The organism is Bacillus sp. UMB0893, assembly GCF_002858905.1.
In the GTDB taxonomy this organism is placed as follows: domain Bacteria; phylum Bacillota; class Bacilli; order Bacillales; family Bacillaceae; genus Bacillus_P.
The window spans coordinates 1-19,100 of record NZ_PKLB01000016.1 but is presented as its reverse complement, the minus strand read 5'-3'; the positions used below and the strand labels follow the sequence as shown (position 1 = coordinate 19,100).

General features: G+C 40.9%; 22 protein-coding genes, 2 tRNA genes, 1 rRNA gene and 2 pseudogenes. 5 read left to right on the top strand and 22 right to left on the bottom strand.

What is annotated here, in order from left to right:
• Positions 1 to 210 precede the first annotated feature (210 nt).
• The 3 genes from CYJ36_RS22910 to CYJ36_RS24595 form a co-directional block, all read right to left on the bottom strand.
• Complete coding sequence (locus CYJ36_RS22910; protein ID WP_101569492.1) at positions 211 to 1,113, bottom strand: SDR family oxidoreductase; 903 nt, start codon at positions 1,111 to 1,113, stop codon at positions 211 to 213.
• Between the two features lie 398 nt (positions 1,114 to 1,511).
• Positions 1,512 to 1,919, bottom strand: coding sequence for a DUF1259 domain-containing protein (locus CYJ36_RS22905; RefSeq protein WP_101569511.1), 408 nt, complete (start codon positions 1,917 to 1,919; stop codon positions 1,512 to 1,514).
• Positions 1,920 to 2,349: 430 nt separating this feature from the next.
• Complete coding sequence (locus CYJ36_RS24595) at positions 2,350 to 2,688, bottom strand: hypothetical protein (RefSeq protein WP_257962598.1); 339 nt, start codon at positions 2,686 to 2,688, stop codon at positions 2,350 to 2,352.
• Between CYJ36_RS24595 and CYJ36_RS24960 the strand changes: the two genes are divergently transcribed.
• Positions 2,615 to 3,013 carry a hypothetical protein gene (locus CYJ36_RS24960; RefSeq protein ID WP_374702853.1) on the top strand — a complete coding sequence of 133 codons (399 nt, stop codon included), beginning with the start codon at positions 2,615 to 2,617 and terminating at the stop codon, positions 3,011 to 3,013. The two genes, CYJ36_RS24595 and CYJ36_RS24960, sit on opposite strands and share 74 nt — an antisense overlap.
• A 232-nt stretch (positions 3,014 to 3,245) precedes the next feature.
• On the opposite strand, the pseudogene CYJ36_RS25000 reads toward CYJ36_RS24960, so the two are convergent.
• The 5 genes and pseudogenes from CYJ36_RS25000 to CYJ36_RS22875 all read right to left on the bottom strand — a co-directional run.
• Positions 3,246 to 3,419: pseudogene (locus CYJ36_RS25000) on the bottom strand (Cfr family 23S ribosomal RNA methyltransferase); the annotation flags it as partial.
• Positions 3,420 to 3,479: 60 nt separating this feature from the next.
• The gene (locus CYJ36_RS22890) at positions 3,480 to 4,229 is read right to left on the bottom strand and encodes an ABC transporter permease (protein ID WP_101569489.1); all 750 of its coding nucleotides are present in this window, start codon (positions 4,227 to 4,229) and stop codon (positions 3,480 to 3,482) included.
• On the bottom strand, positions 4,230 to 4,991 hold the full coding sequence (locus tag CYJ36_RS22885) for an ABC transporter ATP-binding protein (RefSeq protein ID WP_101569488.1): 762 nt from the start codon (positions 4,989 to 4,991) through the stop codon (positions 4,230 to 4,232).
• A 138-nt stretch (positions 4,992 to 5,129) separates the two neighbouring features.
• Positions 5,130 to 5,471, bottom strand: a complete 342-nt coding sequence (locus CYJ36_RS22880) for a DUF1048 domain-containing protein (protein WP_101569487.1) — start codon at positions 5,469 to 5,471, stop codon at positions 5,130 to 5,132.
• A gap of 72 nt (positions 5,472 to 5,543) precedes the next feature.
• Complete coding sequence (locus CYJ36_RS22875) at positions 5,544 to 5,864, bottom strand: PadR family transcriptional regulator (protein ID WP_101569486.1); 321 nt, start codon at positions 5,862 to 5,864, stop codon at positions 5,544 to 5,546.
• A gap of 446 nt (positions 5,865 to 6,310) precedes the next feature.
• On the opposite strand from CYJ36_RS22875, the pseudogene CYJ36_RS24590 reads away from it, so the two are divergent.
• Positions 6,311 to 6,400 (top strand): annotated as a pseudogene (locus tag CYJ36_RS24590) (class I SAM-dependent methyltransferase); the annotation flags it as partial.
• 319 nt (positions 6,401 to 6,719) lie between these two features.
• Here CYJ36_RS24590 and groL read toward each other — a convergent pair.
• Both groL and groES read right to left on the bottom strand, forming a co-directional pair.
• Positions 6,720 to 8,357 (bottom strand): chaperonin GroEL, encoded by a 1,638-nt coding sequence (gene groL, locus CYJ36_RS22865; RefSeq protein WP_101569485.1) that lies wholly within the window; start codon positions 8,355 to 8,357, stop codon positions 6,720 to 6,722.
• A 49-nt stretch (positions 8,358 to 8,406) separates the two neighbouring features.
• Entirely contained in the window at positions 8,407 to 8,691 is a 285-nt protein-coding gene (gene groES / locus CYJ36_RS22860) for a co-chaperone GroES (RefSeq protein ID WP_029286198.1), read from the bottom strand.
• 304 nt (positions 8,692 to 8,995) lie between these two features.
• Between groES and CYJ36_RS22855 the strand changes: the two genes are divergently transcribed.
• Both CYJ36_RS22855 and CYJ36_RS22850 read left to right on the top strand, forming a co-directional pair.
• Positions 8,996 to 9,727, top strand: a complete 732-nt coding sequence (locus CYJ36_RS22855; protein WP_101569484.1) for a CPBP family intramembrane glutamic endopeptidase — start codon at positions 8,996 to 8,998, stop codon at positions 9,725 to 9,727.
• A gap of 2 nt (positions 9,728 to 9,729) precedes the next feature.
• A complete protein-coding gene (locus CYJ36_RS22850; protein WP_101569483.1) occupies positions 9,730 to 9,921 on the top strand; it encodes a YdiK family protein in 192 nt (63 codons plus the stop codon).
• Between the two features lie 211 nt (positions 9,922 to 10,132).
• On the opposite strand, the gene tatC is transcribed toward CYJ36_RS22850, so the two are convergent.
• Genes tatC through moaC form a run of 4 tightly spaced genes read right to left on the bottom strand, consistent with a single transcriptional unit; the run spans position 10,133 to position 12,248 of the window.
• On the bottom strand, positions 10,133 to 10,882 hold the full coding sequence (tatC, locus tag CYJ36_RS22845) for a twin-arginine translocase subunit TatC (protein WP_101569510.1): 750 nt from the start codon (positions 10,880 to 10,882) through the stop codon (positions 10,133 to 10,135).
• An 18-nt stretch (positions 10,883 to 10,900) separates the two neighbouring features.
• Positions 10,901 to 11,077 (bottom strand): twin-arginine translocase TatA/TatE family subunit, encoded by a 177-nt coding sequence (locus CYJ36_RS22840; protein ID WP_101569482.1) that lies wholly within the window; start codon positions 11,075 to 11,077, stop codon positions 10,901 to 10,903.
• Between the two features lie 17 nt (positions 11,078 to 11,094).
• A complete protein-coding gene (locus tag CYJ36_RS22835) occupies positions 11,095 to 11,736 on the bottom strand; it encodes a redox-sensing transcriptional repressor Rex (protein WP_101569481.1) in 642 nt (213 codons plus the stop codon).
• Positions 11,733 to 12,248: a cyclic pyranopterin monophosphate synthase MoaC gene (gene moaC / locus CYJ36_RS22830; protein WP_101569480.1), complete on the bottom strand. Its 516-nt coding sequence runs from the start codon at positions 12,246 to 12,248 to the stop codon at positions 11,733 to 11,735. The genes CYJ36_RS22835 and moaC overlap by 4 nt, the downstream gene beginning before the upstream one ends.
• Positions 12,249 to 12,400: 152 nt before the next feature.
• On the opposite strand from moaC, the gene CYJ36_RS22825 reads away from it, so the two are divergent.
• Positions 12,401 to 14,317 (top strand): ABC-F family ATP-binding cassette domain-containing protein, encoded by a 1,917-nt coding sequence (locus CYJ36_RS22825; protein ID WP_101569479.1) that lies wholly within the window; start codon positions 12,401 to 12,403, stop codon positions 14,315 to 14,317.
• Positions 14,318 to 14,761: 444 nt separating this feature from the next.
• Here CYJ36_RS22825 and tsaD read toward each other — a convergent pair whose 3' ends face one another.
• The 8 genes from tsaD to rrf all read right to left on the bottom strand — a co-directional run.
• The gene (tsaD, locus tag CYJ36_RS22820; protein WP_101569478.1) at positions 14,762 to 15,781 is read right to left on the bottom strand and encodes a tRNA (adenosine(37)-N6)-threonylcarbamoyltransferase complex transferase subunit TsaD; all 1,020 of its coding nucleotides are present in this window, start codon (positions 15,779 to 15,781) and stop codon (positions 14,762 to 14,764) included.
• Positions 15,778 to 16,215 (bottom strand): ribosomal protein S18-alanine N-acetyltransferase, encoded by a 438-nt coding sequence (gene rimI, locus CYJ36_RS22815; protein WP_224768117.1) that lies wholly within the window; start codon positions 16,213 to 16,215, stop codon positions 15,778 to 15,780. Before rimI ends, tsaD begins: the two co-directional genes overlap by 4 nt.
• A gap of 31 nt (positions 16,216 to 16,246) precedes the next feature.
• The gene (gene tsaB, locus CYJ36_RS22810; protein WP_101569477.1) at positions 16,247 to 16,939 is read right to left on the bottom strand and encodes a tRNA (adenosine(37)-N6)-threonylcarbamoyltransferase complex dimerization subunit type 1 TsaB; all 693 of its coding nucleotides are present in this window, start codon (positions 16,937 to 16,939) and stop codon (positions 16,247 to 16,249) included.
• Positions 16,920 to 17,396: a tRNA (adenosine(37)-N6)-threonylcarbamoyltransferase complex ATPase subunit type 1 TsaE gene (gene tsaE, locus CYJ36_RS22805; protein ID WP_101569476.1), complete on the bottom strand. Its 477-nt coding sequence runs from the start codon at positions 17,394 to 17,396 to the stop codon at positions 16,920 to 16,922. The genes tsaB and tsaE overlap by 20 nt, the downstream gene beginning before the upstream one ends.
• A gap of 9 nt (positions 17,397 to 17,405) precedes the next feature.
• On the bottom strand, positions 17,406 to 18,389 hold the full coding sequence (gene thiL / locus CYJ36_RS22800; RefSeq protein ID WP_101569475.1) for a thiamine-phosphate kinase: 984 nt from the start codon (positions 18,387 to 18,389) through the stop codon (positions 17,406 to 17,408).
• Positions 18,390 to 18,709: 320 nt separating this feature from the next.
• Positions 18,710 to 18,785: transfer RNA gene (locus CYJ36_RS22795), tRNA-Asp, on the bottom strand.
• Positions 18,786 to 18,788: 3 nt separating this feature from the next.
• A tRNA-Met gene (locus tag CYJ36_RS22790) sits at positions 18,789 to 18,865 on the bottom strand.
• 162 nt (positions 18,866 to 19,027) lie between these two features.
• A 5S ribosomal RNA gene (gene rrf, locus CYJ36_RS24995) occupies positions 19,028 to 19,100 on the bottom strand; the annotation flags it as partial.

The following is a 19,100-nucleotide window of genomic DNA, read 5'->3' as shown; positions in this document are numbered from 1 at the left end:
TGTCTTGGTTCCTTGTTCAATTAAAACCTTAGTTAAGAAGAATAGGCTTTACCACTAAGAAGTATAGCCTTGGTATGACGAAAAAGTCTGGTTTAAATTCAGATATATCCCCAAGTCATTAAATACAGAAATCGTTTTGAAATAAATGAATGTTTTTCTTCTACCTGTTTCCATTTCTAGCTAGTGAAACGTCATTCGAAAATAATTGTCTTATGTTTCTTTCATAATACCGCCATTAACGTGAATGACCTGCCCAGAAACGAAGGAGGAATCGTCTGACGCCAAATAAATGTAGACGGGAGCAAGCTCAAACGGCTGTCCAGCACGCTTCATGGGCGTTTCTAGCCCAAACGTTTTCACATATTCAGCTGAATAACTAGATACAATAAGCGGGGTCCATATTGGTCCCGGGGCCACCGCATTGACCCTAATTCCCCTGCTGGCCAATTGCAGTGATAATGAACGAGTGAACGATACAATCGCACCTTTTGTCGAAGAATAATCGACAAGTAGAGGGGCCCCAGCGTAAGCAGTGACGGATGCCGTGGAAATAATGGAACTTCCTTGCTTTAGGTAAGGAAGCCCTGCTTTGGTCATGTAGAAATGAGGCAAAATATTTGTTCGGTAAGTATTCTCGAGCTGTTCTTCCGTAATGTCCATTATGCTTTCCTGAGGGAATTGGACAGCTTGGTTCAAAATCAAAATATTAAGTTTTCCATAGTATTCTATCGTTTTTCTTACAACTTCTTTCGAAAAGTCAGGTTGCCTCAAATCGCCTTGAATCAGCAGAACTCTTTGCCCGTAAGACTCCACCATCTGCTTAGTGGCTTCTGCATCAACGTGTTCGTGCGGCATGTAAGTAATTGCAATATCCGCACCTTCTTTAGCAAAACCGATTGCTATTGCACGGCCGATACCACTGTCACCCCCAGTGATGATGGCAACTTTCCCCTTCAATTTTCCGCTTCCTTTATACTCTGGATTGTCTGAAATTGGTATTGGTTTCATTAAATACTCTAACCCGGGTTGAACCTTCTGATGCTGCGGCGGAAATGTAATCGGCACCTGCTTGCAATGGGTCTCATATCCGAAATAGGGATACTTAGGAATCAAAAAATTCAGCCCCCTTTATTGTTCTTTCCATCAGCAGGATATTCGCCCATTTTAGATAAGTGACTGTATCAGCAGAAAAAAAATGATCTACTACGCTCTCTTTTAATGAAACCTATAATAGAAAGGACCATTCATACTCAACACTGAAGGATATTTGCGCCACCGAAAAACATGAAACAACATAAAAAAAGGTGGATAACCCTCTTTTTTAACGGATTGAATAGATCAACTAGTTATCAATTTTCAGGGGTAGGCAGCTACTTGCAGGCTAGGAAAATAGAAAGAAATAGGATGTAATAAAGAGTTATATATGGTGGTAAATCCAGTTTTTTAAAATTACTGATAAAAAAACCAATTACCCAAAATTAAAATGGTGATGCTAATTCTTCAATTGTTTATTATGATGGAATCGGGCGGGTGCTTAAGTAGGAGAAAGCTCTTTCAACCTTTATCGCAAATTGTAATGGCGGTTCAACAGATTGAACGTGCATATATAGTATCATAGGCTCTATAAAAATCCAGTGATTATGCAAAGCACTGACAATCAGGCCTTGCTGTGTGACTGCCCACATGAATGATGGTATCTCTTCTTGTAAAATGGCGATCTCCAAGATGTTCAAGGCATTTCCATTTTGATCCAATGATTCAAATTCAATTCCGACTGGTGTAACGGTCTTACTGTGTTTACCTTGCACGCTAGCATTGAATCTTCGTTTCAAGGAAACAGAACAAACACCTTGTTTTATTTCTGCTTTCCCACCCAGTGTTTGTGCGAACTGTTCACAAATCGATTGGAATGAACCCATTGTTTGATTTCCGCATTGCCGTTCTGGTGTACATCGGCATTGATCTCCACATTGACAATGTGGATTATTACAATCTGGATTTGGACATGTTCTCACCATCTCAGAATATTGCTGTGAATATCCATTATTACCTTTCAAGATAAACCCTCCTAAACATAGGTGAATAATGCAGATTAATATAGAGGTACTATAGAAACATTTATTACAGTCATCCAATTTTTATTCCCTATTATTTTCGTCGGTCATTCTAAGATCCCATCATTTTTCTGTGTAGTTCTTTTCATTAGTACAAGATTACATCTAACAAAAGAGATGAAAAAAAGGCTTCCCAAAGACTGATTGTTATTTTCAGCATACTCCCCCTTATCTTGAAGACTCGAAACCAAGATAGCTTAAAATAGGAATCGCCACCAATTTTCCTTCTTGATATTTAATATCCATCAAAATCTCCAAAAGTAGATGTGAATTCTGTTCTCGATTGGATGATGAATTCTATCGGTTCAATGGTATTGTCTTTGTTACGTGGGTTTATACGGGGTTGTCCTTCATACCAAGTTCGAGTACCATCAAAGGTCTTTTTCAATACTTCGTCACCTTTAAAATAAATTTCAGGTTCAACCCAGCTCATTTTACTAATATCAAATGATATATCTTTTGGAAATTTAAGCTGCTTTTTCGCTTTAGCTTGTTCAGGAATTCGGATAGGTGAATCGTTAGCTCTAAAATGGCCGGATGTCGATTTTAAACGAGGATCTATAAAAATATCCAAAACTTTATATTATCCCGTCAACAATAAGGTGAAGTATACATTGCTTACGCCGAAAACAAAAGGTTCTATGCGTACAATCAAAATGGACGATCAGGTCATGAAGTTATTTAAAAATCATCTTCTCAAGCAAATTGAAATAAAAATTCAAAACAGACATCATTATAAGGATGAAAACTTTGTCTTCACTTTCACCAGAGGGCTATCCTTTAGTGCAAAAACTGGCTGCAATACGTTTAACAACGTCTTCTTAAGAAGTTACCTTTTATCAACAAGGAAATTACGTTGCATTCGTTCAGCATACTCACACTGCGTTACTGATCGATGAAGGGGTGGGGTTGAAAGAAATTCAACAACGATTAGGACATACAGATACAATGAACATCTATGAGCATATGACTGACAACATGGAAGAAAAGGCCTCCCATAAGTACAGAAACTGATGGAAGACCTTCAACTTTAAAGCTATTTACTTGTTAGGTGAGAAAATAGGTGAGCATTTATTTTCAAATAAATGAGAAACTTCTATAAATCAAAGGTTTTTAAGACCTATTCGCTTATGCTTCTCTCATTCCCATAAAAGAAATACTGTCAATTGAATGCCCTTGTAAGTGAAAGTACAAAATTTGGTTAGTAATTTCATCTGACGTTAAGTTGCGTTTTAAACCTATATCTCCGGTTGCACAAAATTTACAACCAAAATTACAACAGCACTGCGATGATATACAATATGATAGCAAATGCATTCATCGCAGCGGCTGACAATTGATATGGCTAATCCTATAATGGTGTACTTACCCTAACTGGCGTTTAAATTGTTTATTGGCGAAGAAGTAAGCGATGACCATAATGCCGAGGCACCAGGCAAGCGCGATCCAGATACCGTTGCCAACAGACCCTTCATACAAGAGGGCACGAATCGTATTCACGATTGAAGTCACGGGCTGGTTCTCAGCGAACACACGGACAATTTTAGGCATGGTTTCGGTGGGGACAAAGGCCGAACTGATAAACGGCAGGAAAATCAGCGGGTACGAGTAAGCTGTCGCCCCTTCCATAGACCTCGCTGTCAATCCGGGAATGACCGCCAGCCATGTCAGCGCCAGCGTAAACAATCCGAGTATCCCAGCTACCGCGAGCCAATCAAGGATATCAGCGCTGGAACGGAAGCCCATCAAGAGCGCGACGAGGATAACCACCACGACAGTAAGCGCATTGGAAACAAGCGAGGTCAGCACGTGAGCCCACAATACCGACGTGCGCTTGATCGGCATGGTAATGAAACGCGCCATCAGCCCGCTCTTTACATCCGTAAACAGCCGCAGTGAAGTGTAAGCGACGCCGGATGCGATAGCCATCACCAAGATTCCCGGCAATAAATAATTGACGTAGATGTCCGTTCCTGTCTCTATGGCGCCGCCAAATACGTAGACAAACAGCAGCATCATCATAATCGGCGTTATCGCAACCGTGATAATCGTATCCGGGCTGCGCATGATGTTGCGCATTAAACGCCCTAGTAATACCCCTGTTTTGCTTTTCATTTACATCTCCTCCTTTTTGCCGATGATCGCGAGGAAAATTTCCTCCAATGTCGGCTGCTTCTCGATGTACTCCTTTTTCGCTGGCGGGAACATCTCTTTAAGTTCGGTAAGGGTACCGGTTGTGATGATTTTTCCGCCATGCAGGATGGCGATACGGTCCGCCAGTTGTTCAGCTTCCTCCAGGTACTGGGTCGTCAGCAAGATGGTCGTGCCGCCGCCGGCAAGCTCCTTGACGGTATCCCAGACTTCAATCCGCGCTTCGGGGTCAAGCCCTGTCGTCGGTTCGTCGAGAAAAATGACTGCTGGCGTCCCGATCAGGCTCATGGCGATGTCAAGCCGGCGCTTCATCCCGCCGGAATATTTGTCCGCCCGGCGGTTGGCCGCATCGGTCAGGCTGAATCTTGCCAGCAGATTGTCGGCGACTTGAGCGGGATTGGAAACTCCCCGCAACTTGGCGATCATCATCAGGTTTTCCTGCCCGGTGAGCATGCCGTCTAAAGCTGCGAACTGCCCTGTCAGGCTGATGCTCTGGCGAACATGATCCGGTTGACGCTGGACGTCAAAGCCGCAAATACCTACTTCGCCGCCATCGGCCTTCATCAGCGTCGAGAGGATGTTGACCGTCGTCGTCTTGCCCGCTCCATTTGAGCCCAGCAGTGCGAAAATTTCGCCACGCCGCACCTCAAAATCCACCCCCTTTAAGACTTCCTTGTCTTTAAAGGATTTTTTTAACCCTTTTACAGAAATCGCTGCATTGCTCATACTTTTTTCCTCCTTATACTTCTATTTAGTCTGACTGATAATCTGTATAACTTATTACCAGGTTGAAAATATAACTGAATAGCGAAGGTGGTAATTTACATTTGTAACCAGCTATTCAGTCGGTATTTTCTATTGAATTTACTTTTTTCCCAATCGCTTCCTGATACTCTGATTCAAATCTTCACGATATTTGGCGACATAGGTTTTAGCGTTTGCCACTAGTTCGTCGGCAAAGGACGCCACGTCGTCCCCAGTGATTTCAAGCACTTGTCTGCCTTCTGCCGCACCGGCTTCGAACAACTCGATTAATTCATACTGAATGTGCAGCATATCCATCCCGTTGCCCGCTGAGAAATTCCACATGTAGTTTTGAATTTTCTTAAATACAAACTGGTAGTCCTCTGGCAGAGCTTCAACCCGTGCCATCATCATTTTGTACTCTTTTTTATCACCAATCATTTTTTTGAACATTTCCATCATTTTATTTTTCCTCCTTTTTTTATAAAGCTGAACAAGACACTCCAAAAATATCGGACGGAATATCTTATGAAGCTAGATTGACTTCAAGACGTTGATTTTCGATGAGACAAAATCCCATTTTTTCCAAAACAATTCAAGTTCCTGGCGGCCAGCCTCATTAAGTGAGTAAAACTTGCGGGGCGGCCCCATATCTGACGGTTTCTTTTCTATGTCCACCAGTTTTTTCTTTTCTAATCGCACGAGGATGGTGTAGACCGTCCCTTCCACGACTTCGGTAAACCCAAGCTCGTTCAGGCGGCGGGTGATCTCGTAGCCATAGGTTTCTTGGCGGCTGATGATTTCCAGCACGCAGCCTTCCAGCGAACCCTTCAGCATTTCAGTTAAATTTTCCATGTTCAGAGCCTCCTCTATTTCGTCTGACTTATATTCAGTATAACTTAGTACTAAGGGAAATTTTTTTACTTAATAGCTTTTGGGAAATCAAGCTATTAAGTATTGCTTATTACATGTACATTGTATCACCGAGTAGCAGGGGGTGTCAACTATTTTCCTTAAAAATATTTTACAACCTCACTATTCAGTGGTGTCGGTATCCAGTGTGACCTACTACAGGTATATCGTAACACGTAGTAGGTGTGCTGTCAACTGGATTTTCTAAATATTTTTAAAACCCAGCTATCCCCATTGGATACAGCCGATTTTCTTTATGGAGCTTTTACCTCCTCCTATGCTTCTTTCAAAATGATTACACCGCGGATCATTCCCATCCAGCAGCTGTACATGTAGGTTCCCGGTTTCTCTGGTGTGAAAACAATGAGGTTTACTCCTGCTTCCAGTGACCAATTCCTTCCGAAGAAATGTTAAAGAGTATTCCCGAAATGAAAGAAGAACTTCGTAGACCTATGTTCTTAATAATCTCAGCAGAGTAACTGTTTATTATGCGTTCCTGCAAGATGTGTGGACGTTTTTCTTTTTGGGTTCACGGTAGCTTAGTAAAATAATTGAGGATTATTAATGTAACTCCTTCGCGTTCTTCACTTTTCCACTATCGGGCGCGATTGCTGAGCAACACAGGTAGAAAATAATCAAACTTTTTTATAAACCAACAAATAAGGCCTTTCACAAGTTCATTGAACTTATGAAAGACCTTTTTAGATTTCATCATTATTAATCCATTATGAGCAAATTATGAGCATTAGCAAATTTCAACACAATCAAACCACTGATATCAATGGATTAAATTAATTATTACATCATGCCGCCCATTCCACCCATGCCGCCCATTCCTGACATATCAGGCATTGCAGCACCAGCTGGTTCTGGCTTGTCAGCAACTACTGCTTCAGTAGTCAAGAACATAGCCGCTACAGATGCAGCGTTTTGAAGAGCTGAACGAGTTACTTTCGTAGGATCTACGATACCCGCATCGATCATGTTCACCCAAGCGCCAGTTGCAGCGTTGAAGCCAGTTCCTACTTCAGCTTGCTTTAGACGCTCAACGATAACTGAGCCTTCAAGACCTGCGTTGTGTGCGATTTGACGAATTGGCTCTTCAAGAGCGCGTAATACGATGTTTACGCCTGTTGAGAAATCGCCTTCGCCTTCTACTGATGCAACTTTGTTGTATACATTTACAAGGGCAGTACCACCGCCTGATACGATGCCTTCTTCTACTGCAGCGCGAGTAGAGTTCAATGCATCTTCAATGCGTAGTTTGCGCTCTTTTAATTCTGTTTCAGTTGCAGCACCAACTTTGATGACTGCTACACCGCCAGCTAATTTCGCTAAGCGCTCTTGTAATTTTTCTTTATCGAATTCAGAAGTTGTTTCTTCTAATTGAGCTCGGATTTGTTTTACGCGTCCAGCAATTTTGTCAGACTCTCCAGCACCTTCAACGATTGTTGTGTTTTCTTTTGTTACAACCACTTTAGAAGCGCGGCCCAGTTGAGAGATGTTCGCTGATTTAAGATCTAAGCCTAGATCTTCAGTGATCACTTCTCCGCCAGTAAGAACTGAGATATCTTCAAGCATTGCTTTGCGGCGGTCACCGAATCCAGGAGCTTTAACAGCTACTGCATTGAATGTTCCGCGAAGTTTGTTAACTACTAATGTAGCAAGTGCTTCACCTTCAACATCTTCAGCAATTAATAATAGAGGCTTGCCTTGTTGTACAACTTGTTCTAATACAGGCAGGATCTCTTGAATGTTTGTGATTTTTTTGTCAGTGATTAAGATGTATGGGTTGTCAAGGACAGCTTCCATTTTATCTGAATCAGTTACCATGTAAGGAGATGCATATCCACGGTCGAATTGCATACCTTCAACCACTTCAAGCTCAGTAGTGAAGCCTTTTGACTCTTCGATTGTGATAACGCCGTCGTTTCCAACGCGCTCCATTGCTTCAGCAATCAATTGGCCTACTTCTTCGTCAGCAGAAGAGATTGCAGCTACTTGAGCAATTGACTCTTTGCTTTCGATTGGTTTAGAGATAGCTTTTAATTCTTCAGTTGCAACAATAACAGCTTTTTCGATTCCTTTGCGGATACCCATTGGGTTAGCACCAGCTGTTACGTTTTTAAGACCTTCACGGATCATCGCTTGAGCAAGAACTGTTGCAGTAGTAGTTCCGTCACCGGCAACGTCGTTTGTTTTGCTTGCAACTTCAGCAACAAGCTTTGCACCCATGTTTTCGAATGCATCTTCAAGTTCAATTTCTTTTGCGATTGTTACACCGTCATTTGTAATTAACGGAGATCCGAATTTCTTTTCAAGAACCACGTTGCGTCCTTTTGGTCCAAGTGTTACTTTTACTGCATTAGCAAGTGCATCAACTCCGCGCAGCATAGCGCGGCGAGCGTCTTCACTGAATTTAATGTCTTTAGCCATTTTCCATTACCTCCTAAGAATAGTGTTCTATGATATTGGAATTTATTATTTAGCCGATAACTGCTAAAATGTCGCTTTCGCGTAAAATTAAGTATTCAGCACCCTCATACTTCACTTCAGTACCAGAGTATTTTGAGAAGATAATACGATCGCCTTCTGCAACTTCAAGAGCAACACGCTCACCGTTGTCAAGCACTCGACCAGTACCTACTGCCACTACTTTACCTTCTTGCGGTTTTTCTTTCGCACTATCCGGCAGTACGATACCGCTAGCAGTTTTTTCTTCGGATTGTACAAGCTCAATTACGACACGATCACCTAATGGCTTTAACAAGTGAAACAACCTCCTCAAATTTTCATTGATTTTGTAATATTCTTTTTATTAGCACTCAGAAGTCCCGAGTGCTAACACAAGTACTATATTATATAATCTCTCATTCAATTTCAAGTGATAAGTTAAAAAAATTATAATCCTTTACCATTCAATCATTATGGCTGAATTAACATGTTATATACTTGTTATGAAAACTCTAACATCGTTATCTACCTACACCTTTAATGATTTATGATACAATAGTGCCTAGTGAAATTGCTTCTTTTTAATGTTTTGACTGAAAGCCAGTAAAGGAGTCGTTAGTTTGAAGAAAGAATATTGGTTGATTATTTTGACATACATAGTGATGCAGTTTTCAGGCATTTTGGGCATTCCTTTATTGCTTCGGATGGGGATAGGTGAAGGCGAATCACAGCGGATGGCTCAGATTACGGCATCAGGCTACTGGACGGTTGCAAGCTTTGCGGTTGCATTCGCCATTGTTCTGCTCCTTCTTCGCAATCATTTTAAAAGCAATGAATTCAGAGGAGATGCCTCACCTGTCAGCACTTCAGTCTTGTGGGCAGTCGGCGGGGTTTTTATGGCACTGTTCGTTCAGGTCCTGGCAGCAAATATCGAAATTCAGGTTTTTGGAATTGAAGGCGAGTCGGAAAACACGAAGGTCATCATGGAGGTTTTGCAGGTTACACCTCTATTGATTCTCGTCACATCCATCATTGGGCCGATTTTGGAAGAAATTATTTTCAGAAAGATCTTATTCGGGGTCTTGTATCAGCGGATTAATTTCTTTTTATCCGCACTAATCAGTTCACTTGTGTTTGCACTGGTCCATGGTGAACCTCAGCACGTTCTGCTATACGGATCTATGGGGTTTGTGTTTGCCTTTCTATATGTAAAAACGAAACGAATCTTAGTTCCTATTTTTGCGCATGTTGCGATGAATACGTTTGTCGTCATTCTGCAAACTAACAGGGAACAGCTTGAGGAGATGCTGAAGCAGGCGGAACAAATGCAATTTATTTTTGGAGGCATGTAAGAATGAGAACAAGCCCAATTTCAATGGGGATTTTTTACTTATCAATGGGCATTCTGTTTACCTATCTTGCGGTTAACAGTTCAGGTGAAGGACTATGGTCGTTCCCGACAATCCTGCTTATGCTCATCGCTACGTTTGATCTGGGAGTAGCGCTTAGAATGTTTAATCTCTCTTTTAAAAAGAAAAAGAAATAGGCTCTTTGCTAAGGGTTTATTGCTGTTCTTTCGTATTTAGTGTATTCAATCGTTAATTAAGGAATAGCTTCTAGTAATATTAGTAGAAAAGAGTACGAAATTCTCATGATAAACGTGAATAAATCTTACTAATAGAAACAACAATCTATGCGAAAACAGCCAAGTAGTAAAAACAGGGTGGTCCAAGGCATGCTGAATGCAGCCAATTGGATCACCCTTCTTTATTTGCTTCTTCAAACTGTACCTTCTGTGCCTTTCGATAAGCAAATCTTGATACAACTATGCTTATTTCATAAAGGATAAACAACGGCACCGATACCATCAGATGCGAGACAAGCTCAGGCGGTGTTATTAATGCTGCAATTACGAGCAGAGCAAAATAAGCATATTTCCTGATTTTCGCTAGAAACATCGGCGTTACAATGCCGAGCCTCGTTAAAAACATGATAACTACCGGAAGCTGAAACAGCAAACCAAACGGAACGGTTAATTGAATTAAAAACTGAAAATACTCATTAATCCCAATCACCTGCTGAATCTCCAAATCGTTGGAGAATTCTTCCATAAAGTCTACGATGAAGGGGAATAATAGAAAATAAGAAAAGCTAATGCCTGCAAGAAACAATCCGATCGAAATCGGAATATAGCTTAGCGTAACTCTTCTTTCCTTTTCGTAAAGACCAGGACTCACAAAAGCCCACAGCTGATAGAGTATGATCGGTGATGTAATAATAAAAGCAATAATAAATGAGAATTGCATATAAACCATAAGCGGATCTGTCATACGAAAGGAATTCAGCGTTAAATTCTGAGCCTCATTCGTATGCTGCAAATAGATAATAATTGGCTTTGCTACTAAAAAGCCGGCAATCACAGAAAGGAACAGGAAAAAGACCGTTATGATCAGCCTTTTCCTCAATTCGGCAATGTGATCGTAAACCGACATTTCGTTTTGTTTCATGATAGCTTTCATCCTATCTTACTTCTCTTCATTCTTTTTATCATCATCGTCGTCCGCTAGATTTTTCGTCGCTTGTTTAAACTCGCGCAATGAGTTGCCCACTGCTTTTCCAAGCTCAGGCAGCTTCTTTGGACCAAAAATTAAGAGTGCTGCAAAAACAATTAACAACAAACTTCCAAAGCCGATATTCGGCATTTCATTCACCCCTGTTCTTAAGCGTTTGGATAATGCTTCAAAAAGTAAACGAGCGATTGCAGCTCAACAGCTAAATCAATATGATGAATCCTGATTTCTTCAGGAACATTCAATCTGGCAGGTGTAAAATTAAGTATTCCTTTTATTCCTTTTGCAATCAGCCTGTCTGTAATCGATTGGGCCACGTGTGCAGGAACCGTCAAAATAGCGACTGTCACGTCTTTAGGAAGCTTTTCCTCTAAATCGTTTAAATTTAAAATTGGAACATCGCCAATTTCAGTGCCGATTTTTTCTTCATCCACATCAAATGCAAGTGAGATTACCGTATTGTTATTCTTAGTGAAGTTATAGTGCAAAAAGGCTGTGCCTAAATTACCTACTCCAATTAACGTAACTTTCGTAACCTCATCCTGGTCGAGCGTTTTTCTGAAAAAAGAAAGAAGATAATTTACATTATACCCATATCCTTTTTTCCCAAGAGCTCCAAAGTAGGAAAAATCCCTGCGGATCGTTGCAGAATCTACTTTGACCGCATCACTTAACTCAGCAGATGAAACACGCTGCTTGCCGGATGCATGCAAGTTTTTTAAAAAACGATAGTATAATGGCAAGCGCTTGGCAGTAGCTTGCGGAATCTTCGATTGTTCAATGTTGTTCACATTCTATCCCCCACATTCAAAGCTACAGGTTCCTCTCGTTTATAATCCCCGCTTTTTCCTCCTGTTTTCTCAGACAGATAGGCAGGACCGATTATTAACCCTTTATCTAGTGCTTTACACATATCATATACAGTCAGTGCGCAGACAGAAACAGAAGTTAGCGCTTCCATTTCAACACCTGTACTCCCTGTTGTTTTTACAGTCGAAGCAATCTCCAGATGATAGAGTTCACCTTCTATTTTCCACTGATATTCTAAATTGATTCCTTTTAGTGGAATTGGATGGCACATCGGAACGATATTCCAGGTGTTCTTTGCTGCCATTATACCAGCTACCTGGGCAACAGCAAGCACATCACCCTTCTTAAGCTTTTGATTTACGATTTGTTCATATACATGTTTCTTCATTACGACGCTGGACCTTGCAACAGCTGTACGTACAGAATCTTGCTTATTCGATATATCAACCATTTTGGCTCTGCCCTGCTGGTTAAAATGAGTAAAATTTGACATCTTTTACGCCCCTCATACTAGACTATACACTATTTTATCAAATCTGTCTTTTTACTTATTGTTACAAATGTTTGCCCTGCAAGAGGTACAATCATTGCGGCTCCCTCTTTGATGAGCTACACTTAAACTATCATAGCCTGAGGTGAAAATACATGATTTTGCTACAAATAAACCAGCTGTCAAAATATTTTGCTGCTGATCTCATATTATCGAATATTAAGCTGGAAATTCAAACACGCGACAAAATTGCACTAGTAGGACGCAATGGCGCCGGCAAATCAACATTGCTGAAGATTATAGCAGGCCAGCTTTCTTATGAATCCGGAGAGATTATTAAACCTAAAGGCGTTTCGATTGGATATCTTGCACAGGATACAGGTCTTGAGTCTAATCTTTCCATTTGGGATGAAATGCTGTCTGTTTTTCAATTTTTAAAAGATATGGAAATGAAGATGCGTGATCTCGAACAAAAGATGGCAAATACAGATCCATCTGAACGGGAGTTTGAACAATATCTGAAAGAGTACGATCGTCTTCAGATTGATTTTAAGGAAAAAGGCGGCTACCAATACGAAGCAGATATCCGCTCTGTCCTTCACGGACTCGGATTTTCCAAGTTTGATGTCTCTGCCCCGATTCAATCGTTAAGCGGCGGACAGAAAACGCGATTGGCACTCGGAAAATTACTCTTAACCAGTCCGGATTTATTAGTCCTTGATGAGCCGACAAACCATCTTGACATTGAGACACTGTCTTGGCTTGAGCAATATTTGCAAAGTTATCCCGGCGCTATTTTAATCGTCTCGCACGACCGCTACTTTCTTGATAAAGTGGTCAGTCAAGTGTATGAAATTTCCCGGACGACAAGCATCAAATATACTGGAAACTACAGCAGCTACCTGCAGCAAAGCGCTGACAATTATGAGCGCGAATTAAAGCTATACGAAAAACAGCAGGATGAAGTAGCGAAACTGAAAGACTTTATTCAAAAAAATATGGCGAGGGCCTCAACAACAAAGCGTGCTCAAAGCCGCAGAAAAAAACTTGACCGAATGGAATTGATGGACAGGCCATTAGGCGATGAAAAGTCTGCTCATTTCAGGTTTGATATTGAAAGGCAGAGCGGCAATGATGTTTTGAAAGCAAAGGACATTGCCGTTTCGTATGATGGGGAATCACCCATCATTTCAAACGTCTCGTTTTCAATCAATAGAGGAGACAGCATTGCTCTTGTAGGGCCAAATGGTATTGGAAAATCAACACTTTTAAAAACCATCATTCAAAAAATGACTCCCTTTCGTGGGGCTTTTGAAATTGGTTCTGGTGTAAAAATTGGCTACTATGACCAGGAACAGGCTAATTTAACATCGAATAAACGTGTGCTTGATGAGCTTTGGGATGAATATCCGTTGTTGCCTGAAAAAGAAATTCGGACCGTTCTTGGAAATTTCCTATTTTCAGGTGATGATGTTCTTAAGAACGTTTCTACTTTAAGCGGCGGTCAAAAAGCAAGATTGGCTCTTGCAAAGCTCATGCTTCAAAAGGCTAATTTGCTAATACTTGATGAGCCGACAAACCATCTCGACCTTGACAGCAAAGAAGTCCTTGAAAATGCTTTGATTGATTATCCTGGCACGATTCTTTTCGTATCGCACGACAGATATTTCATTAACCGCATCGCTACAAAAGTTTATGAATTATCATCAGGCGGAATATATGAATTTTTAGGTGACTATGATTATTATCAAACAAAAAAAGCAGAGCAGCTTGAGCTTGCAAACCTTGATTCGGTCCCAGATATCAAACCTAAAGATAATCAGAATAAACGATCATACGAACAAGATAAAGAAGCCAAAAAGTTGGAGAGACAAAAACAGAGAAGACTTCAGGAAGTAGAAGAACGAATCTCTATTATTGAATTGCAGATTGAAAAAAATGAAGAATTATTATGTGATCCAGCCATCTACCAAGACCATACAAAGGTTCAGGAAATTAATTCTGAAAATGACGGCTATCAAGCAGAATTAGAAAACCTTATGAACGAATGGGAATTGCTTCAAGAGGATTGATAAAAAAAGCGTAAGCGCCTTGGTCAGCTCCGACAGGCAGATAAGGATCTGCCGGAAAAGTCCGGTTTTGACTTTTTTGGCGGAGCCGTTCTGACCGAGGAGTTAGGCGCTTGCGCTAGACATTGATGCTGGAAATTATTATTATTCTGAAAATAGACGAAAAGCGCAAATCATAAATAGCCTTATTTCATTATCCACAATCAATAAAATCTGTAAGTTAGATGCAAGATCAAAAAAACAGTGCCAAATTTGGCACTGTTTTTTAGTTATCCACACGTAAAAATGTTATTATAAAAGGTTTCTACTCTATTATTCACATTATCCACAAAATATCACTCTTTTATCCACATTATCCACATGTTATTCAGAGCTTAAACATCAAGCTTTTTTTAAAGCTTCTTCATGTTATTAGAACGCATGTGGATAAGGTGTTAATATCTCATATTAGCTTGGCAATTCCAAACCTGGATTTGCATTCATTCTCAAATTTCCTGAAATCCCTTTATCATAAAAAACACTTCCTGCTGCTGCAATCATTGCCGCATTATCAGTACAAAGCGATAGTGGCGGAATCAGCAATTCTACAGTCGGAAATTCTTTGAATTTACTTTCCAGAGCTGCCCTCAAGCCGCGATTCGCTGCTACTCCACCCGCAAGCAGGACTTGCTTTACATGGTATTTTTCAGCTGCTGAAGCTGTTTTTGTTACTAATACATCAATGACGCTTGCTTGAAAGCTTGCAGCTAAATCGTTTGGATCAATCACTTCGCCGCGCTGCTCTGCATTATGAAGTGTGTTTATAACAGCCGATTTTAAACCGCTGAAACTAAAGTTATAGGAGTCAGGCTCAAGCCAGGCTCTCGGTAAGTTTAAGACAGGTGATCCCTCCATTGCCATTCGGTCAATATGAGGCCCTCCCGGATATGGGAGCTGGAGTGTTCTTGCTACTTTGTCATAGGCTTCTCCTGCTGCATCATCCAATGTTTCTCCAATGACTTCAAACGATCCGTGTTCTTTCATATAAACAAGCTCAGTATGCCCGCCTGAAACAACAAGCGAAAGCAAAGGAAACTCCATTTCAGAAATTAGCTGATTGGCATATATATGTCCAGCTATATGGTGTACGCCTATTAATGGAAGCTGATGGGCAAAAGCGAGTGCCTTTGCTGCATTTACCCCAATCAGCAGTGCACCTACAAGTCCAGGCCCTTCGGTAACAGCAATCGCGTCCAAATCTTTAAATGTCATATCTGCCTGCTGCATTGCCTCTTCCAGCACAAGTGTCAGCTGTTCAACATGATGCCTCGAAGCGATTTCAGGAACAACACCGCCGAAGCGTTTATGGCTCTCAATTTGAGAAGCAACAACATTTGAAATGATTTCCCGTCCATTTTTCACAATAGATACAGCTGTTTCATCACAGCTTGTCTCAATCCCTAATATAAATTGATCTTTTTTCGTCATTTTAATTTCACCCACATTACTAAAGCATCTTCTCCATTATCCGTGTAATACCTTTTTCTAACTCCCCCGGGCTGAAAACCCAGCTTTCGGTATAAAGATTGTGCAACATGATTTGAAACCCTTACTTCTAGAGAGATTTTACCGGCTCCATACTCTTTTGCCATTCCGATTGCCTGTTTAAGCAATGTTTCACCAATCTTATTTCCCCTGAATCCTGGCAGAACCGCAATATTCGTAACTTGAGCTTCATCCATAATAATCCACAAACCGCAGTACCCAATAATTTGTTGATCGAATTCAACGACAAGGTACTTCGCAAAGTGATTTTGCGTTAATTCATTATGAAATGATTCCTTCAGCCACGGAGTCGCAAAGGACTGAGTTTCAATTTCGTAAACAGCATCGATATCATTTACATTCATAAGCCGAATCATGATTGTATTCTGCTCCAACCTTCTCACCCACTTATTTCTGTTGTTCCAACCATTTTACTTCTGCCTCTGCTAAACGGATATAGTTCGGCACAAATGTATGTATGTCCTCTGGTTCTTTCGTTAAACCGATTTTCCCAAGCATCGCTGGTCTTGGGTTATGCTCGGTCATGCTTGCAATAACTGCCTGACTCTTTAATGTTTCCAAAATTACCTCATGATGCATGCTTACATCATTCCCTAAGAAAAGTATCTTTTTATCTTCCTTTTTTAATTCCTCAAGCCAGTCAGAAAGCAAGACATTTTGATCTTTTCTGCAATTCATAAAAACGCCATTTTCTCCATACTCATACAAGCCTGTATACACTTGACCTCGTCTCGCATCAAAGAGCGGGCAGAGAAAGCCATTAAAAAAAGTTCCGCCGGCCGCAAGCACCTCAAGACTTGAGACACCGACAAGCGGAATATTCAAAGTCCAAGCAAGCGTTTTAGCAATGCTTACACCAATTCTCAGGCCTGTATAGGATCCAGGTCCTTTTGCAACGATGACCCTTTCAAGTTCCTCCGGTTTGGTATCGCACTCTTGCATGAGCCATTCAACAGCCGGCATCGCACGGACAGAATGATTTTTCTTAAGATTTGTTACATATTCCCCAATTACTTTCGTTTCATCTAAAAGGGCAATACCTAACGTGAGATTGGATGTATCAATCGCTATTGCTTTCATTTAAAATGAGCTCCTTACATAAACCAATATATTTATCGCCAATAGGTTCAAATGTTATTTTTCGTGCATCATCTTCGGTGCGATAAATGCGAATGTCCAAACGCTGTTTTGGCAGCTGTTCTTCAATGAGATGTGCCCATTCAACAACAGTGACACCTTCGCCTTCAAAAAATTCATCAAATCCTAAATCCTCATCGCTATTTTCCATTCGGTAAACGTCCATATGATAGAGCGGCAATCTTCCGTCACGGTACTCTTTCATAATCGTGAAAGTAGGGCTATTTACGTTTTTCCGGATGCCCATCCCTTTTGCTAAACCCTTTGTGAACGTCGTTTTCCCTGCTCCAAGATCTCCTTCTAATGTAAGTACGTCACCGGGCTTCACTAGTTCACCAAGTCTGATTGCAATATTCGTTGTTTCTTCCGAGCTATTTGTTTTTATTACATGTTTAGTCATTTTCTCACCTTATCTAAAATGATTGAATCCTGATTTATGCAGCTTCGTTTCATTTCCATCATCCAAAAGAAACACTTCAGAGTGACCAGCTTCAACGTGTCCAATTACCGTTAGATAAATGCCTTCTTCAATGCACTGTTTTTGAAGCTGTTCAAATAATGATGGAGAAACCGTGCCAACCAGTTCAAAATCCTCTCCGCCATATAAAATCCATTCATCAAGCTGATTAGAATTCAATGAACGAATAGAGTTACTGAGTGGAATCTTATCTTTTTCAATAACCATTTTAACACAGCTTGCTTCGCACAATTCATTTAGTTCACTTGCAAGTCCATCACTAATATCGTTTAATGAAACACGATTGATGCTGGATAGGATCTGTCCAGCTTTAACTTGAGGAGAGGGACGTTTATGACGGTTAACAAGAAAAGAGCGATCCTTCTCATCATTTACCGAAAGATTTCCTAAAAGAATCTGTAGCCCTGCTGCAGAATCTCCAATCGTTCCTGTTACAAAAACAATATCACCTGGGCGCGCATCTCTCCGCAAACGCTGCCTGTTCTTTTTTACCTCACCGATTACGGTAACCGTAATAACCAGCTTATCAGATGTCGAAACTGTATCTCCGCCTATTAAATCCATGTGATACACTTCAGCAATCTCATCCATACCTGTATACAGTTCCACTAATTCTTCTTCAGACCATGATTTTGGCACCGCAATCGTGACGAGATAATACTTTGGTGTACCTCCCATTGCGGCTACATCACTAATATTCACAGCCACTGCCTTAAATCCAATATCTTTAGGTGAAGAAGCATCTTTTAGAAAATGAACGCCTTCCACCATTGTATCAGCGCAAACAATCTCAAGATAATCGTTTTTAGTTTGATAAACAGCGGCATCGTCACCTATACCTTCAACTAAAAGAGTGTGGCGGTTGCTTTTCTGTTTAATTTTATCAATAAAATGAAATTCATCTTGAATGGTCACACTCTACACCGCCTTTGCCGATTTCAGAAAGCTGATTTTGTAACTTTTTCCTGCAGCAGCATACTGACTGCAAGGTTTTTAACCTTAAAAGCAGATCTGCTAGTGAGGTATTGAACCCGTCTGTCTGCAGTATTGTAATTGAAGTGCCGAAAGCACTTAAAGAATTATAAAAAATCCTTAGAACAGTGCGGTTCTAAGGAGAGTTCCTTGTCATTAAGTGTATCTTATCTGCCTAGTATGTCCAAGTTTCTTTATCAGTCTACCCTAAAAAATGCATAAAAAAAACGAAACCTCGAGTTTCGTTATCGTTTATATGTAAATGGCGGTCCCGACCGGGATCGAACCGGCGATCTCCTGCGTGACAGGCAGGCATGTTAACCGCTACACCACGGGACCATTTGGTTGCGGGGACAGGATTTGAACCTGCGACCTTCGGGTTATGAGCCCGACGAGCTACCAGACTGCTCCACCCCGCGATAATAATAAATTATACTGACTTTCTATGCTCATTGCTTGCGTTTTCCGTCCCGATTTCAGGAAGCTTAGCCAAGATGCGGCTCAATCGGTACGCTGAAGCTGATTCGAAGAAGATTATTCGATCGTGCTCCACCCCGCGATAGTAATAAATAATTGATACTGCCTGGCAACGTCCTACTCTCACAGGGGGAAACCCCCAACTACCATCGGCGCTAAAGAGCTTAACTTCCGTGT